The sequence below is a fragment of the Ectopseudomonas khazarica genome (assembly GCF_017915135.1).
In the GTDB taxonomy this organism is placed as follows: domain Bacteria; phylum Pseudomonadota; class Gammaproteobacteria; order Pseudomonadales; family Pseudomonadaceae; genus Aquipseudomonas; species Aquipseudomonas khazarica.
Genome location: NZ_CP068551.1, coordinates 503526 through 519365, shown reverse-complemented (window position 1 = coordinate 519365; position 15840 = coordinate 503526). Strand labels below are relative to the sequence as shown.

Here is a 15840-nt window from a genome sequence, read left to right as displayed (position 1 = left end):
GACAGGCAAACGGGTCGAACACGGCGGCACCGACACAGAACGAACGGGCAATGACGCGAATCGAAATACGCAAGGGCCTTCCTGACCTCAAATGCTGGATTGGCGCAAGGCAGCTAAGATACTGCAAAAGCCCTGCCGCAGCAGCGCTTTGTTCGCCCTCCGCAGCCTGTCAGGCCCTCGGCTGGCCGCGCAACAGGCTCGCCGCCATCGCAGCGAGCAACCCAACTCCCAGTAGCAGTACAGCCCAGAGTCCCCAACGCTGCCAGTCGGATCGCGATTCGACCTGGCCAGTGGCAGCGGCGAGCAGCGGTTCAGCCAGCTCTGCCCGACCGAGACTGCTCAGGCGCTCTGCCTGGTAACCGGGGATCAGGGTGTGCAACGGCAGCGCCGCCGACTGCGCATGCGCATTGCCCAGTGCGAGCACGTAGGGCGGCTCGCCACGAGCCAGAAACACCAGGCGCGTGGCACGCAGCGCCACCTGGATGGCCACGCTGTCCTGGCCAAGGCCGCCGCCACGCGGGTCCAGCTGCATGCGCAGCTGGCGCAGCGGCCAGCCCGGCAGGCTCAGCTCATCGTTGAGCACCTCGCGCCCGCCCTCGGGGAGGCGATAGAGCACGGCATTGGCCAGCGGCTGCCAGCCTCCCTGGTCGCCGGTGCGTGATTCGAAGCGCACAGGGGCCAGCGTGTTGTCCTGCTCCAGGGCGACGCGCAAGCGCTGCAAGGGTAACGTCAGTGGCAACTGCCACTGGAAGCGCCCATCGCCGCTCGCGCGGGCCGCCAGGGGCTCGGACCACACCAGCGGCGCCGGCTGCTGGTCCTGGCGGCGACTGCGCAGCGTCACGCTCTGCAGTTGCGGGGCCGGCAGCGGGCTCTGCCAGAGCAGGCGCAGGTAGCGGGCACGCTGCCCTGGCAACTCGACCTGGCGCTGTTCGATACGCTCGTCGGCAAAGCTCAGGCGGGCCAGTTGTCCGTCGCCCCAGCGGCGCCAGTGCTGCAGGTCGTCACTGGCTTCGATGCTGAAGCGCTGGAACCCTTCCTCGGCACCGCTCCAGTCCAGGGTAAGGCGCACCAGTGGCGCCTCGATGGCACTGGCATCGAGCAACCAGCCGCGCAGTTGCAGCCCGGCGTCGGACGGGGCGACATCGCTCAGCTCGATCAGGGTGCCGCTGGTGTTGCGCTCCACACGCAACGCCGGCACATCCTGCGTATCGGCGGGACCACGCAGCGGGAACCAGCGCACGCCATGTGCCTGCTCCTGGTCCACCCGTTCGCTGCTGGCGGGAATCAGCGCATAGGCCTGCGCCTGACCACTGGCATCGAACACCCGCAGATCACGCAGGTCAGCATGGCTGGCAGCAAGGTGCGCGGCGAAGGGCAGCTCCAGGCGATACCAGGGGCCCGCGCCGGACAGCTGCAGGTCGGCGGTTTCATGAAAGTCGCGCAGCTGCTCTGCAGCCTGCGCGGCAGCCGCCATGGACAGGGCCAGCAGCAGGCCCAGACCGGTCATCTTCATGCGCCAGACTCCTGTTCGTTGGTTGCTTCGCGCTCGGCCTGACGCGGCGGCAGCGGGGCGAAATAGCCCACCACCAGCAGCAGCACGCCCACGCCGATGAAGGACACGATACGTTCCAGCCCGCCGCGATTGCCCAGCTCGACGAAGAACAGCTTGGCCACCACCAGGGCGATCAGCGCCGCCCCGACCAGCCACAGCTCGCGGCGTGCACGCAGGTGCCCGAACAGCATCAGCGCCAGGGCGATCAGGGTCCAGACGATGGACAGCCCGGCCTGCACCAGCATCGACTCGAACAGCGCTGCACTGTGCCAGGGCACGCCGCCCCAGTGATGGGCGCTGCGCATCACCATCAGGGTGAACAGGGCGAACAGCGACACGCCGACCACGACCTGCAACAGCTGCAGCGCACGCCCCGGTTCCAGGCCCAGGCGCGGCAGCGCGGTACGCCCCCAGACGAACAACGCACCCAGGCACAGCAGCAGGCCGATCTCCAGCGGATTGAGCAGCGGCAGGTACGGCAGCGGGTCGCTGTCACCTGCACTGTTGGCATTGGCCAGCCAGAACCAGCCGAGCATCAACACGGCCAGGGGCGCAGCCGCCCACAGGCGGTATTCGCGTTCGAAACCAGCCACCGGCCAGGGCAGCCGACGCGCCTGCGCCATGGCCCAGAGATAGGCCGTCGGCAGCAGCGCCCAGCCCAGCCAGCGCCAGGCATTGTAGTGATCGGCCAGACTCAGCAGCAGGTAGCGCAGTTCCAGCGCCAGTACGCCGAGCAACAGCCAGCAGCCGAGCACGTGGGCGACACTGGCCGCCGTGGCCGGCAGCAGCCCGGCCAGGCGCCGCAGCGACCACAGGTGGGCGGCGAACACCAGGCCCCAGCCGAGCCAGCCCCAGTGCGCCGCCGGGTGATAGAAGGGATGCCAGGCATACAGCAGCAGCATGCCGGCCAGCGGGACCAGCAGGCCATCGAGCAGGGCCAGCTCGACCCAGCGGTTGCGGGTCGCCAGCCAGGCATACAGCGCCATGTTCAGCGCCAGCAGCACCAGCAGCACACCGACCTGCAGCTCCGCCGCGACGAAACGCAGCACCTCGCTGGCCAGCGCCAGCGCCCACCAGGCGGCGCCCCAGGTCAGCAGCAACTGCCCCAGACGCTGCACGCTGACGCCATCGATCCCGCTGTCCCGCCCACTGCGCAGCAGCGCATGCAGGCGCCAGGCGCCGATCTGCGCAGCCAGGCCGAGCACCGCAGGTGTCCAGAAACCGGTATGCGCCAGTGGCGACAGACCGACACCACTGATTCCCGACAGCAGCAACGGCCCGGCTGCCAGGAAGGCCAGACCGGCGAACAGCTGCAGCACCAGGCTGAACCAGAAGGCCGCACGTTGCTGCAGGTAGAGCGCCAGCCACAGGGTCAGCAGCCCGCTGGCTCCCCATACCGCCGCAGCGGCCACCCAGGGCAGCACGAACAGCACCGCCAGGTTGATGAACACCAGGCCCACCAGCATCACCCAGGACAAGGCCGCAAGCTGGCGACGGTTGTCACGGATCAGCGGGTCGCGCGCCGCCAGCAGCATGCCCGCGATCAGGCCGAAGCCGACCACCGAGGCCGCCAGCAGGCCAAACCAGCCGGCGTTGAAGCCGCCCCGCCCTTGCAGCGACTCCAGCGCCATCTGGCCGAGGAACAGCAGCCCGCCAAGCAGCTGGATGGCGAAGGCGGCGTAGACGAAAACGGGCGCGGCCAGACGCAGGCCGACGAACAGGGTGACCAGACCGGCCAGCGCCCAGGCGATGGCCGTGCCGGGGGCCGCGAAGGTCAGCGGCGCGATCAGGCAGAGGAAGGCCAGCCCCGCCAGCCCCAGCCAGGGCTGCAGACGCACCTCCCAGGGGCTGGCAGCCTGTGGCGCCTGGCGCAGTTGCCAGTAGCTGAACAACAGCGCCACGCCGAGCATCAGCGCGCCCAGCGCCGAGCCGTCGAGCAGGCTGGAGTCGCCCGGTTCCAGGCCTGTGGCGAACGCCAGGGCGGCACCCACCTGCAGCAACAGGGCGAAGCCACGCGCCAGTGGCCGCTGCTGCCGCAGGCCCAGCCAGTAGATCCCGGCACCCTCCACGGCCCAGGCAGCGGCTGTCCAGCTGGCGTCGAGGGCCAGTGGGATGGCCAGGCTGGCGAACACCACGCCCAGGGCCAGGCAGGTTTCCACCAGCAGCAGGGCACGTCCGCCGGCGCGCAGCTGCAGCACACGCGCCAGCAGCAGGTAGAACAGGCCCAGGCCGAGTGCACTGAACGCGGCGGCGAATTCGATATGGCGCACCAGCGCCACCTGCAGGCCGAAGCCGACCAGCGGTGGGCCGAACAGGGTGGTGGCATCGACATAATCGCCGCGCTGCAGCGACCAGCGCAGCAGTTCGCCACGCGCCTCAGGGGCATCCGCCGCGTCACGCAGGGTGCGGCGGGCGAAGAGCAGGCCGATGGCCACGTACATCAGGAAGAACAGCACCAGGAACGGCTCGGTGCTCCACAGCAGCTGCGGCTCGTAGGAGCGCAGCCCCCAGGCGAAACCGATGCCGAAGGTGCCGACGAAGCCGATCAGGTTGAGCAGGCGCCAGGCCTTGAACCAGGCGATGGCGAAGATGCCGGCATTGAGCAGGGCGAAGTAGGAGAACAGCGCGACATGGTTGCCGCTGCCGGTGGAGGTGAGGATTGGCGCGGCAAAGCCGCCGAGTGCCGCGGCCGCCGCCAGGCCCAGGGCATTCTGCTGCACGGCGAGGATGGCCGAGAACAGCGTCACCGCCACCAGCAGGCCCAGCGCCATGCCCGGGTCGAGCAAGGGATGCAGGCGCATGGCAGCGAACACCGTCAGGTACAGCACGGCGATGCCAGTGCCCTGCAGCACCAGGGCATAGCTGCGGTTGCGCAGTCGCAGCCACCAGCCCAGCCCCAGCAGGGCCAGGGCACTGGCGGCCACGCCCATGTAGCGCAGCTCCACCGGCACCTCGACACCTTCGGTGGCGTAGCGCAGGAGGAAGGCGAGGCCGAGGAACAGCAGGACCACACCGACCCGCAGCACGGTATTGCCGCCGAACAGCCAGGCCTTCGCCGCGTCGATGCCGCGCTCGATCAGGTTCGGCTCGCGTGGTGCCTGTTCGCGCCAGGGACCTTGCTGCGGGGCAGGCGTCGGCTCATGCACGAGCGATGCGGCAGCTGCCACAGGCTGTGGCGCCGGTTGCGGGGGAGCGACTTCCGGAAGCGGGTCCAGCGTCCAGTCCAGCTCGGGCTCTGGTTCGGGCTGTGGCTCGGGCTCTGGCCGAGGCGCCTCTGCCACCCAGGGTTGCGGTTCTGCCGTGGCGGACGCGCTGACGACAGGTTCCGCCGCCACGGGAGCCGCTTCCGGCTCGACAGCCGCGCCCTGCTCGACCTTGACCAGGCGCTCGTGCATGGCCCGCGTGCCGCGCTCGAAACGCTCGGCGAAATCCTTGAGCTGCGCCGCCAGCTGCGCGTTACGCTTCTCGAGCCCCTGCAGGCGCAGCGCCTGGCCCAGGCTCAGGCCGATCAGCCCGCCCAGCAGCGCCCCGGTTAGCGATTCGCTGGCGCCCGTGCCGAGCACCAACCCGACCAGCATGAAAATCCATTGCATGCAGCATGTCCCGTTCCGATGAGAAAGTCGCCTCGCGTCCCTGCTGGCAGCCCGAGGAGGCCACAGGGTGCCTCCGAAACCTCGGCAAGGTAGTCAGCTTGTTGCGAACGCAGCGCTGACCACGCAGGCCGTTTTTCAGAGTCGCCCGCCAGTATAGGAGTCGCGCCGTCCAACACCCAGAGAGACGATTGCCACCTCCATCACAGGCACAAGGAAAATCCGCCGCCGACCGGTGGTTCACAAATTCACCGCGCCCGCTATCATCGCCGCCCCGTGACCGATGCGGCGCAGACCGCCCCTAGCCAACCATGATCAAGCCCCGCCTGATAGCCGCTGCAGAAATCGACCGCCTGGAAACCTGGGCCAAATACAGCGCCGACATGTGCCACAGCTGCATATCCAGTTGCTGCACCCTGCCCGTGGAGGTGCGCCTGAACGACCTGATCCGCCTGGAGCTGGTGGATGAGTTCGAACGCAGCGAGCCGATCAAGAACATCGCCAAGCGCCTGCAGAAGGACGGCACCATCGAGCGCTTCAACCAGAAGTCGGGCATCTTCACCCTGACGCGCATGTCCAACAACGACTGCCTGTTCCTGGACCGCAAGACGCGCCTGTGCAGCGTCTACGAGAAACGCCCGGACACCTGCCGCCACCATCCCAGGGTCGGCCCGCGACCGGGCTATTGCGCGTACAAGCCGAAGTAGAGCGCCGTCAGCGGCGCAGGCCGATGACCCGCCCGACGCAGGCCGGCGTCGCCAGCTCTTGGTGGTCTGCCGCCAGGCGCTGCACCTGCTCGGCCACCTGGGCATCGAAGGGCGCCGAACGGCCGGCGGCGCTGTCGATGTTCATCAGCATCTGTTCGCTTTCCGCCAGGCTGTCGGCCTCGGCCGGGCGATACAGCGCGTGATGGATATGCAGGCGCTTGGCGTCGTGGGCGAGCAACTGCGTGCGCACTTCCACCGCTTCGCCGCCCTTCACTTCCGCCAGGAAGTTGAGATGGCACTCCAGGGTGTACAGGGTGTGGCCGGTACGGGCACGACCGGCCTCGTCCAGCCCCAGCGCATCCATCAGCGCATCGGTGGCATGGCTGAAGATCAGCAGGTAGAAGGCATCGCGCAGATGGCCGTTGTAGTCGACCCAGTCGGCGTGGATGCGCGTGCGGTAGGTGGTCAGGGCTGCGTTGCACATGTCGATGTGGCTCCGGATGCATCCCCCCGGCCGTTCTCCCGCAGGCAGGAGAAGGGTGGGCGGAGGGGTTGGATAGCGTAGCGCAGGGTTGCCCTGCGCAGAACGGACTCGGCTACTCGGCGAAATCGAAGCCGTGCTTGGCCTTGGTCTGGCGGATCGCCTCGAGTACCGCCAGCAGGCAGTCGTCGCGGTAGCGTTCCAGTGCATCCAGGCTGCGCTCGCCCTGTTGCGCGGCCGTCCCTTCGACTACCGCATCGATCAGCCCCTCGGTCAGCTCCGGCGCTTCCAGGTAGGTCCAGGGCAGCTTCAGCGCCGGGCCGAACTGGGCCATGAAGTGGCGCATGCCGGCCGGCCCGCCGGCCAGGGTGTAGGTGAGGAAGGAGCCCATGAACGACCAGCGCAGGCCGGCGCCGAAGCGGATCGCGTCATCGATCTCGCCCGTGGTGGCCACACCGTCGTTGACCAGGTGCAGCGACTCGCGCCACAGCGCCTCGAGCAGGCGGTCGGCGATGAAGCCCGGCACCTCCTTGCGCACGTGCAAGGGGCGCATGCCCAGCGATGCATAGACCTGGATCGCGGCCTGCACGGCCTCCGCTGCGGTTTTCGCGCCACCGACCACCTCCACCAGCGGCAGCAGGTAGACTGGATTGAACGGGTGGCCGACCAGGCAACGCTCGGGGCGCACGGCATCGGCATAGAACTCGCTGGGCAGCAGGCCCGAGGTGCTGGAGCCGATCAGCACGTCGGGGCGCGCGGCGGCGCTGATCTTCGCGTGCAGCTCGCACTTGAGTTCCAGGCGCTCGGGCGCACTCTCCTGGATGAAGTCGGCGTTGGCCACGCATTGCTCGATGCTCTCGACGAAGCGCAGCCGCTCCAGCGAGGCGCCGGGCGCCAGCCCCTGCTTCTGCAGCGCGGGCCAGGCGTTGGCCAGGCGCGTGCGCAGCGCCTGCTCGGCGCCTGGGGCCGGGTCCCAGGCGATCACGTCGAGGCCATGGGCCAGGGCGCGGGCGATCCAGCCGGCACCGATCACACCGGTGCCGAGGGCGGCGAAAGTCTTGATCTCGGTAACGAAGGTCATGCTTGAACTCCGGTAGCCCGGATGCAATCCGGGGGATGGCAAAGGTTTTCTCGGCCCTGGTTCAGGGTGAGGGGCACTCGCAAGCGCCCCGGACGACGTGGCGCGTCAGCCACGCCGCTTGAGTTTCATCTTCTCGCGGCCCTCGGCCGGGGTCAGGGCACGGCCGCCAAGGCGTTCGATGATCTCGATGGCGCGCTCGACCAGCTGACCATTGCTGGCATGCACGCCGCGATCGAGCCAGATGTTGTCCTCCAGCCCCACGCGTACGTGGCCACCCAGCAGCATGGCCTGGGCGACCATGGGCATCTGCATGCGGCCGATGCCGAAGCCGGCCCAGGTGATGCCGGGCGGCAGGTTGTCGACCATGGCCTTCATGCTGGTGGTGTCGGCCGGCGCGCCCCAGGGAATGCCCAGGCACAGCTGGATCAGCGGGTCTTCCAGCAGCCCCTCCTTGAGCATCTGCCTGGCGAACCACAGGTGCCCGGTGTCGAAGATCTCCAGCTCGGCCTTGACCCCCAGCTCGGTGATGCGCCTGGCGCCGGCACGCAGCTGCGCCGGGGTGGAGACGTAGATGAAGTCGCCGTCGCCGAAGTTCAGCGTGCCGCAGTCCAGCGTGCAGATTTCCGGCAGCAGCGCCTCGACATGCGCCAGGCGTTCGATGGGCCCGACCAGATCGGTACCGGCGCCGAACTCGAGCGGCTGCTCGCCCGCGCCGATCTCCAGATCGCCGCCCATGCCGGCGGTGAGGTTGATGATCACATCGGTGTCGCTGTCGCGGATGCGCTCGACCACCTCGCGGTACAGCGCCACGTCACGGCTGGGCTTGCCGGTCTGCGGATCGCGCACGTGGCAGTGGGCGACGGTGGCGCCGGCCTTGGCCGCCTCGATGGCAGCGGCAGCGATTTCCTTGGGGGTGACCGGTATCGCCGGGTGCTTGCCGACGGTGTCGCCAGCGCCGGTCACCGCGCAGGTGACGATAACCTCGTAGTTCATCTTGAGCTGTCCTGTGCAGGGCATGAGGGTGCCTGCGGCATGGCCGCATGCGTTGGAGAAATGGGGATGGGCGCCGGCCGCAAGCCGGCGCCAGGAGCTCAGTTGCCGGCGACCAGGGCGGCGTTGGCCGGCTTGCCGTCGAGCGTGGTGACCCCGACGAGCCAGGCGTCGACCACCTGCGGGTTGGCCTTGATCCAGTCACGCGCGACCTGCTCCGGCGCCTTGCGCTCCATGATCGGCTGCATCAGCGCGGCCTCCTGGTCGCTGGTGAAGCGCAGGCTGGTCAGCAGGCGATTGGCATTCGGGCAACGCTCGGCGTAGTCCGGCGCAGTCACGGTGGAGACGGTGGCGGCGCCATCGTTGGGGCCGAACACATCGTCGGTGCCGCTCAGGTAGGAGATCTTCATCGACAGGTTCATCGGATGGGGTTTCCAACCGAAGAACACCACCGGTTTCTGGTTCTTCGCCGCGCGACCGACCGCCGCGAGCATGCCCGCCTCGCTGGACTCGACGAGCTTGAAGCCGCCCAGGCCGAACTGGTTGGCATCGATCATCTTCTGGATCGCGGTGTTGGCGCCGGAGCCGGCCTCGATACCGTAGATCTTGCCGTCCAGCTCGTCCTTGAACCTGGCGATGTCGGCCAGGGTCCTGAGGCCCTTGTCGGCGGTGTAGCTGGGTACCGCGAGCACTGCCACGGCATCGCTCAGCGACGGCTCGGCGGCGACCTTGACCGCGCCGGCATCGAGGAACGGCTTGATGTTGTCATCCATGATCGGCTTCCAGTAGCCGAGGAAGGCGTCGACCTGGCCCTTCTGGATACCGGCGAAGATGATCTGTTGCGATGCCTGGGTCTGCTTGGTCTCGTAGCCGAGCCCTTTCAGCAGCTCGCTGGCGACTGCGGTGGTGGCGACCACGTCGGTCCAGCCGACGGCGCCGAGGCGAACGTTCTTGCAGCTGGCATCATCGGCCAGCAGGGAGGTACTGAACAGGCTCAGGGTGCAGCACGCGGCCAGCGCGGTAAGACCTTTCATCTGGGTGCTCCTCATCGTGTCACAGCGGTTCTATTTCGTTCTTCTAGAGGCTCGTGGCCCCCACCGTGCTCGGGGATCTCGTCTCCCGATGACACCACCTTACGCCGGCCACTGGCAGAATATTCGAACTTATTCGACAATTACTTGACCTATGACGACCTGTTTTATGCGACATCTGCGCCTGCTTCCCTGGCGCAGACGCGCGGAGCGACGATGACCCAGACCTTCTGCTTCCTGCTCCTGCCCGGCTTTTCCATGATGGGCCTGATGTCGGCGATCGAGCCATTGCGCGTGGCCAACCGCTTTCGCGGCGACCTGTATCGCTGGCACCTGCTCAGCCGCGACGGCGCCGCCGTGGCGGCGAGCAACGGCATGTCGCTGAATGTCGACGGAGCACTGGAACTGGTGGAGGCGACCGAGGCGCTGTTCGTGGTCGCCGGTTTCGACCCGCTGGCCCACCACGACAGTCGCCTGACGCACTGGCTGCAACGCTGCGAAACGGAGCTCAAGGTGCTTGGCGGCATCGACACCGGCAGTTTCGTGCTGGCCGAGGCCGGGCTGTTCCAGCAGCAGCGCCTGACCCTGCACTGGGAAGCCATCGACGCCTTCCGCGAACGCTATCCGGCGCTGCAGGTGACCCAGGAGCTGTTCGAGATCGACGGCCGGCGCATCACCAGTGCCGGCGGCACCAGCAGCCTCGACCTGATGCTCGGGCTGATCGCCCAGGACCATGGCGAGCCCCTGGCGGTGCAGGTTTCCGAGCAGTTCGTGGTCAGCCGCATCCGCACGCGCCTGGACCACCAGCGCATGCAGGTGGCCAGCCGCTATGGCCTGCACAACCGCAAGCTGATCCGCGTCATCGGCGAGATGGAGCGCCACAGCGAGCAGCCGTTGAGCGGCGAGGTGCTGGCCGAGCGCGTCGGCGTCAGCGTGCGCCAGCTGGAGCGTCTGTTCCGCCACCACCTGGCGACCACGCCGTCGGCGTTCTATCTCGGCCTGCGCCTGGACAAGGCGCGCCAGCTGCTGCGCCAGAGCGATCTCAGCGTGCTCGAGGTGAGCCTGGCCTGCGGTTTCGAGTCATCGAGCTACTTCTCCCGCAGCTACAAGGCGCACTTCGGCAGCACGCCAAGCAGGGACAGGCACGAGCACCCGTCCCACGCCTGAGCGGGGTGCTAGACGGAGCGGCCCATTTCGGCCAGCGCGGACTGCACCAGGGGGTGCAGGTTCTCGCCGTGGCGCTCCAGTTGCCAGGCCATCAGTTCGATGCGCATCGCCGGCGTCCAGAAGTTCTGCAGGTGCTGATGAACCCCCTTGACCGCCTGCTCCCTATCCGGCTCGGTGGCGAAGAACTGGGCGATCTGATTGGCCATCTTGACCAGGTTCTCGGCGCTCATCGACGCACCTCCGCTTTCTCCTGCCTGCGCCGCTCGGCGAGCAGACGCCGCTGCTCGTCACTGAAGGCCTGGTAGCGTTTCTGCCACTCCGAAGGCTGGTAGACCCGGGTGACCTCCACCGCCGTGACCTTGTACTCCGGGCAGTTGGTCGCCCAGTCGGAGTTGTCGGTGGTGATCACGTTGGCGCCGGACTCCGGGAAGTGGAAGGTGGTGTAGACCACCCCCGGCGCCACGCGCTCACTGACCCGCGCGCGCAGCACGGTCTGCCCGGAGCGGCTGCCCACGCCGACCCAGTCGCCGTCGCCGATACCGCGGCTCTCGGCATCGCTGGGGTGGATCTCCAGGCGGTCCTCCTCGTGCCAGGCGACGTTGTCGGTACGCCGCGTCTGCGCGCCGACGTTGTACTGGCTGAGAATGCGCCCGGTGGTGAGCAGCAGCGGGAAGCGGCTGTTGACCTTCTCTTCGGTCGGCACGTAGCCGGTGAGCATGAAACGCCCCTTGCCCCGCACGAACTGGTCGATGTGCATGGTCGGTGTACCGTCCGGCGCGGCATCGTTGCACGGCCACTGCAGGCTGCCGTGACGGTCGAGCTCGGCGTAGCTGACGCGGGCGAAGGTCGGCGTCAGGCTGGCGATCTCGTCCATGATCTGCGCCGGGTGCTGATAGTCCATCCGGTAGCCCAGCGCCTCGGCCAGGGCGATGGTGGCCTGCCAGTCGGACTTGCCGGCCAGTGGCTCCATCACCTTGCGCACCCGCGAGATGCGCCGCTCGGCGTTGGTGAAGGTGCCGTCCTTCTCGAGGAAGGAACTGCCCGGCAGGAACACATGGGCGAACTTGGCGGTTTCGTTGAGGAAGATGTCCTGCACCACCACGCATTCCATCGCCGACAGCGCGGCGGTGACGTGCTGGGTGTTGGGGTCGCTCTGGGCGATGTCCTCGCCCTGGCAGTACAGCGCCTTGAAGCTGCCGCCGAGCGCGGCCTCGAACATGTTGGGGATGCGCAGGCCCGGATCGGGTTGCAGGGTGACGCCCCAGGCCTGTTCGAACTGGGCGCGGACCTCGGCGTTGGAGACATGCCGGTAACCCGGCAGCTCGTGCGGGAAGGAGCCCATGTCGCAGGAACCCTGCACGTTGTTCTGCCCGCGCAGCGGGTTGACCCCCACGCCTTCGCGGCCGATGTTGCCGGTGGCCATGGCCAGGTTGGCGATGCCCATCACGGTGGTACTGCCCTGGCTGTGCTCGGTGACGCCCAGGCCATAGTAGATGGCCGCATTGCCACCGGTGGCGTACAGGCGCGCCGCCTGACGAATCAGCTGCGGCTCGACGCCACAGACCGGGCCGAGCACCTCCGGCGAATTCTCCGCCTGGCCGACGAAGGCGCTCCAGCGGGCGAAGTCCGCGGCTTCGCAGCGCGCGTCGATGAATGCCTGGTCGAGCAGGCCCTCGCTGACGATGACGTGCGCCAGCGCGTTGAGCATGGCCACGTTGGTGCCCGGACGCAGCGCCAGGTGCAGCTCGGCGCGGGCGTGCGGCGAATCCACCAGGTCGATGCGCCGCGGATCGATGACAATCAGCCGTGCGCCCTGACGCAGGCGGCGCTTGAGCTGGGAGCCGAACACCGGGTGCGCGTCGGTGGGGTTGGCGCCGATCACCAGGATCACGTCGGCCTGCATCACGGAATCGAAGTTCTGCGTGCCGGCCGACTCGCCGAGGGTCTGCTTGAGGCCGTAGCCGGTCGGCGAGTGGCAGACGCGCGCACAGGTATCGACGTTGTTGTTGCCGAAGCCGGCTCGCACCAGCTTCTGCACCAGGTAGACCTCCTCGTTGGTGCAGCGGCTGGAGGTGATGCCACCGATGGAGTCACGCCCGTAGGCCAGCTGGATGCGGCGGAACTCGCTGGCGGCGTAGGTCACCGCCTCGTCCCAGCTGACCTCCTGCCACGGATCGCTGATGCGTTTGCGGATCATCGGCTTGGTGATGCGATCCGGGTGGGTCGCATAGCCCCAGGCGAAGCGCCCCTTGACGCAGGAGTGGCCGTGGTTGGCCTGGCCGTTCTTGTCCGGCACCATGCGCACCAGCTCGTCGCCCTTCATCTCGGCGCGGAACGAGCAACCGACGCCGCAGTAGGCACAGGTGGTGATCACGCTGCGCTCGGGCTGGCCCTTCTCGACCACGCTCTTTTCCATCAGTGTCGCGGTCGGGCAGGCCTGCACGCAGGCGCCGCAGGAGACGCATTCGGAGCTGAGGAAATCCTCGCCCCCCGCCGCCGCCACCCGCGAGTCGAAGCCACGCCCGTCGATGGTCAGGGCGAAGGTGCCCTGCACCTCCTCGCAGGCCCGCACGCAGCGGCTGCAGACGATGCACTTGCTCGGGTCATAGTCGAAGTAGGGGTTGGAGACGTCCTTGGCCTCGCTCAGGTGGTTGGCCCCCTCGTAGCCGTAACGCACCTCGCGCAGGCCGACCTGGCCGGCGACGGTCTGCAGCTCGCAGTTGCCGTTGGCCGAGCAGGTCAGGCAGTCCAGCGGGTGATCGGAGATGTACAGCTCCATCACGTTGCGGCGCAGGGTCGCCAGCTTCGTGGTCTGGGTACGCACCACCATGCCCTCGCTGACCGGCGTGGTGCAGGACGCGGGGTAGCCGCGCATGCCCTCGATCTCGACCAGGCACATGCGGCAGGAGCCGAAGGCTTCCAGATTGTCGCTGGCGCAGAGCTTGGGAATGCTGGTGCCGAGCATCGCGGCGGCGCGCATCACCGAGGTGCCAGCCGGCACGCTGATGCTGCGTCCATCGATGTTCAGGCTGACCTGCACCTCGCTCTCGCGAGCTGGGGTGCCGAAGTCGGTGTCCGTGGCGGGGTCGAAGTAGCTGATCATTGTTCTGCCTCCGAGGTCTTGAGCCCGAAGTCGCCGGGGAAGTGCTTGAGCGCACTGCTCACCGGAAAGGCCGTCATTCCACCCAGGGCGCACAGGGAGCCGTGGGTCAGGGTGTCGCACAGGTCCTTGAGGATGATCACCTGCTCGTCACGGGCAGCGTCATCGCTGGCCGCCAGCAGGCGGTCGACCACCTCGACGCCGCGGGTGGAGCCGATGCGACAGGGCGTGCACTTGCCACAGGACTCCTCGGCGCAGAACGCCAGGGCGAAACGCGCCATCTGCGCCATGTCCAGGCTGTCATCGGCCAGCACCACGCCACCGTGCCCGAGCATCGCGCCCATGGCGGCAAAGGCCTCGTAATCCAGCGGCGTGTCGAACTGCGCCGGCGGCACCCAGGCGCCCAGCGGGCCGCCGACCTGCGCCGCCTTGATCGGCCGGCCGCTGGCGGTCCCGCCGCCGTAATCCTCCACCAGCTCGCGCAGGGTCAGGCCGAAGGCGCGCTCGACCAGGCCGCCCTGGCGGACGTTGCCGGCGAGCTGGAACGGCATGGAGCCGAGCGAGCGCCCCATGCCGAAATCGCGGTAGAAGGCGGCGCCACGCGCCAGGATGACCGGCACCGAGGCCAGGGTCAGCACGTTGTGCACCAGCGTGGGCTGGCCGAACAGCCCCTGCAGCGCCGGCAGCGGCGGCTTAGCCCGCACCGTGCCACGCTTGCCCTCGAGGGATTCGAGCAGTGAGGTCTCTTCGCCGCAGATGTAGGCGCCAGCGCCGACACGCACCTCCAGGTCGAAGGCACGGCCACTGCCGCCCACATCGGCGCCGAGCCAGCCGGCTGCGCGGGCGACCTCGATGGCCTCGCGCAGGACCTGCACGGCCTGCGGGTATTCGGAGCGCACGTAGATGTAGCCCATGCTCGCCTCGACCGCCAGGCCGGCAATCGCCATGCCCTCGATCAGCACGAAGGGGTCGCCCTCCATCAGCATGCGGTCGGCGAAGGTGCCGGAGTCGCCTTCGTCGGCGTTGCACACCACATACTTCTGCACGGCCTGGGCACCGCGCACGGTGCGCCACTTGATGCCGGCCGGGAAGGCCGCACCGCCACGCCCGCGCAGCCCGGAATCGAGCACCTCGGTGACGATGGCGTCGCCGTCCATGCCGATGGCGCGGGTCAGCCCCGCGAATCCGCCGCTGGCGCAATAGTCCTCCAGCGCCGTGGGCCGGGTCAGACCGGCACGGGCGAAGATCAGTCGTTGCTGGCTATGGATGAACGGCAGCGCCTCGACCAGTCCGACGGCAGCCGGCGCCGGGTTGCCGGCATCGGTCAGGGCATCGAGCAGCGCGCCGGCCTGGTCGGCAGACAACGGGCCGAAGCCCTGGCGCCCTTCGGCGCTGTCGACCTCCACCAATGGCTCCAGCCAGTACATGCCGCGCGAACTGCTGCGGCGGATCTCCAGCGGCAACTGGCGGCGCTCGGCCTCCTCGCGCAGGGCCTCGGCCAGCAGGTCGGCACCCACCGCGCGGGCGAGCGAATCGCAGGGAACATGGAGCGTCAGCATGATTCTTTCTCCAGGCAGCCTTCGACCAGTTCGTGCAGGCGCTGCGGCGTCACCCGCGCATGCACCTGGCCATCCAGCTCCAGCGCCGGAGAACAGGCGCAGGCACCCAGGCAGTAGACCGGGCGCAGACTGATCTGGCCATCCGCGCTGGAGCCGTGGTCATCCAGGTCGAGGTGCTCGCGCACCTGGGCGGCCAGCGCCTTGGCACCACGGCTCTGGCACGACTCGGCGAGGCACAGGCGCAGGATGTGCCTGGCCGGCGCGACGCGGCGGAAGTCGTGGTAGAAGCTGATCACGCCGAGCACCTCGGCCTGGGTCAGGTTCAGGGCATGGGCGATCTCGCCGATGGCGATATCCGGTATGTGACCGATACCGTCCTGGATGGCGTGCAGCACGGGCAGCAGGGCGCCGGGGGTGTCCTTGTGCGCGTGCAGAACGCCTTGGATCAAAGGCAGGTGAAGCGTCTCATCAGGCATTACAGCGTTCCTCTGTCACAGGCCGTTGTTGTTCTTGGGGCCTGGAGGTTTCGGCTGTGGCGAGCGGCCCGCCACGGTTGTGGGCCGATCACCATCGAAGATGGCC

At 68.3% G+C, this 15840-nt stretch carries 12 protein-coding genes; 2 read left to right on the top strand and 10 right to left on the bottom strand.

What is annotated here, in order from left to right:
• Positions 1-169: 169 nt before the first annotated feature.
• The gene (locus JLK41_RS02405) at positions 170-1513 is read right to left on the bottom strand and encodes a DUF3999 domain-containing protein (protein WP_210390262.1); all 1344 of its coding nucleotides are present in this window, start codon (positions 1511-1513) and stop codon (positions 170-172) included.
• Positions 1510-5145 carry a DUF2339 domain-containing protein gene (locus JLK41_RS02400; protein ID WP_210390261.1) on the bottom strand — a complete coding sequence of 1212 codons (3636 nt, stop codon included), beginning with the start codon at positions 5143-5145 and terminating at the stop codon, positions 1510-1512. The genes JLK41_RS02405 and JLK41_RS02400 overlap by 4 nt, the downstream gene beginning before the upstream one ends.
• Positions 5146-5453: 308 nt before the next feature.
• Between JLK41_RS02400 and JLK41_RS02395 the strand changes: the two genes are divergently transcribed.
• Positions 5454-5849, top strand: coding sequence for a YkgJ family cysteine cluster protein (locus JLK41_RS02395; RefSeq protein WP_037049937.1), 396 nt, complete (start codon positions 5454-5456; stop codon positions 5847-5849).
• A gap of 7 nt (positions 5850-5856) precedes the next feature.
• On the opposite strand, the gene JLK41_RS02390 is transcribed toward JLK41_RS02395, so the two are convergent.
• From JLK41_RS02390 to choX, 4 genes are all read right to left on the bottom strand, one after another.
• Positions 5857-6333: a thioesterase family protein gene (locus JLK41_RS02390; protein WP_210390260.1), complete on the bottom strand. Its 477-nt coding sequence runs from the start codon at positions 6331-6333 to the stop codon at positions 5857-5859.
• Between the two features lie 112 nt (positions 6334-6445).
• Positions 6446-7411, bottom strand: coding sequence for an L-carnitine dehydrogenase (locus tag JLK41_RS02385; RefSeq protein ID WP_150607723.1), 966 nt, complete (start codon positions 7409-7411; stop codon positions 6446-6448).
• Between the two features lie 105 nt (positions 7412-7516).
• On the bottom strand, positions 7517-8404 hold the full coding sequence (gene cdhC / locus JLK41_RS02380; protein WP_037049944.1) for a 3-dehydrocarnitine:acetyl-CoA trimethylamine transferase CdhC: 888 nt from the start codon (positions 8402-8404) through the stop codon (positions 7517-7519).
• Between the two features lie 98 nt (positions 8405-8502).
• A complete protein-coding gene (gene choX, locus JLK41_RS02375) occupies positions 8503-9435 on the bottom strand; it encodes a choline ABC transporter substrate-binding protein (protein WP_152487697.1) in 933 nt (310 codons plus the stop codon).
• 213 nt (positions 9436-9648) lie between these two features.
• Here choX and JLK41_RS02370 point away from each other — a divergent pair, with 213 nt between their 5' ends.
• On the top strand, positions 9649-10599 hold the full coding sequence (locus tag JLK41_RS02370; protein ID WP_134676134.1) for a GlxA family transcriptional regulator: 951 nt from the start codon (positions 9649-9651) through the stop codon (positions 10597-10599).
• Between the two features lie 8 nt (positions 10600-10607).
• Here JLK41_RS02370 and JLK41_RS02365 read toward each other — a convergent pair whose 3' ends face one another.
• The 4 genes from JLK41_RS02365 to JLK41_RS02350 are packed head-to-tail and all read right to left on the bottom strand — an operon-like array spanning position 10608 to position 15734.
• Positions 10608-10829, bottom strand: a complete 222-nt coding sequence (locus tag JLK41_RS02365; protein ID WP_037049955.1) for a formate dehydrogenase subunit delta — start codon at positions 10827-10829, stop codon at positions 10608-10610.
• Entirely contained in the window at positions 10826-13702 is a 2877-nt protein-coding gene (gene fdhF / locus JLK41_RS02360; RefSeq protein WP_037049957.1) for a formate dehydrogenase subunit alpha, read from the bottom strand. Before fdhF ends, JLK41_RS02365 begins: the two co-directional genes overlap by 4 nt.
• Positions 13699-15258 (bottom strand): formate dehydrogenase beta subunit, encoded by a 1560-nt coding sequence (locus tag JLK41_RS02355; protein WP_210390259.1) that lies wholly within the window; start codon positions 15256-15258, stop codon positions 13699-13701. Before JLK41_RS02355 ends, fdhF begins: the two co-directional genes overlap by 4 nt.
• Positions 15252-15734: a formate dehydrogenase subunit gamma gene (locus tag JLK41_RS02350; RefSeq protein ID WP_150607715.1), complete on the bottom strand. Its 483-nt coding sequence runs from the start codon at positions 15732-15734 to the stop codon at positions 15252-15254. Before JLK41_RS02350 ends, JLK41_RS02355 begins: the two co-directional genes overlap by 7 nt.
• Positions 15735-15840: the final 106 nt, after the last annotated feature.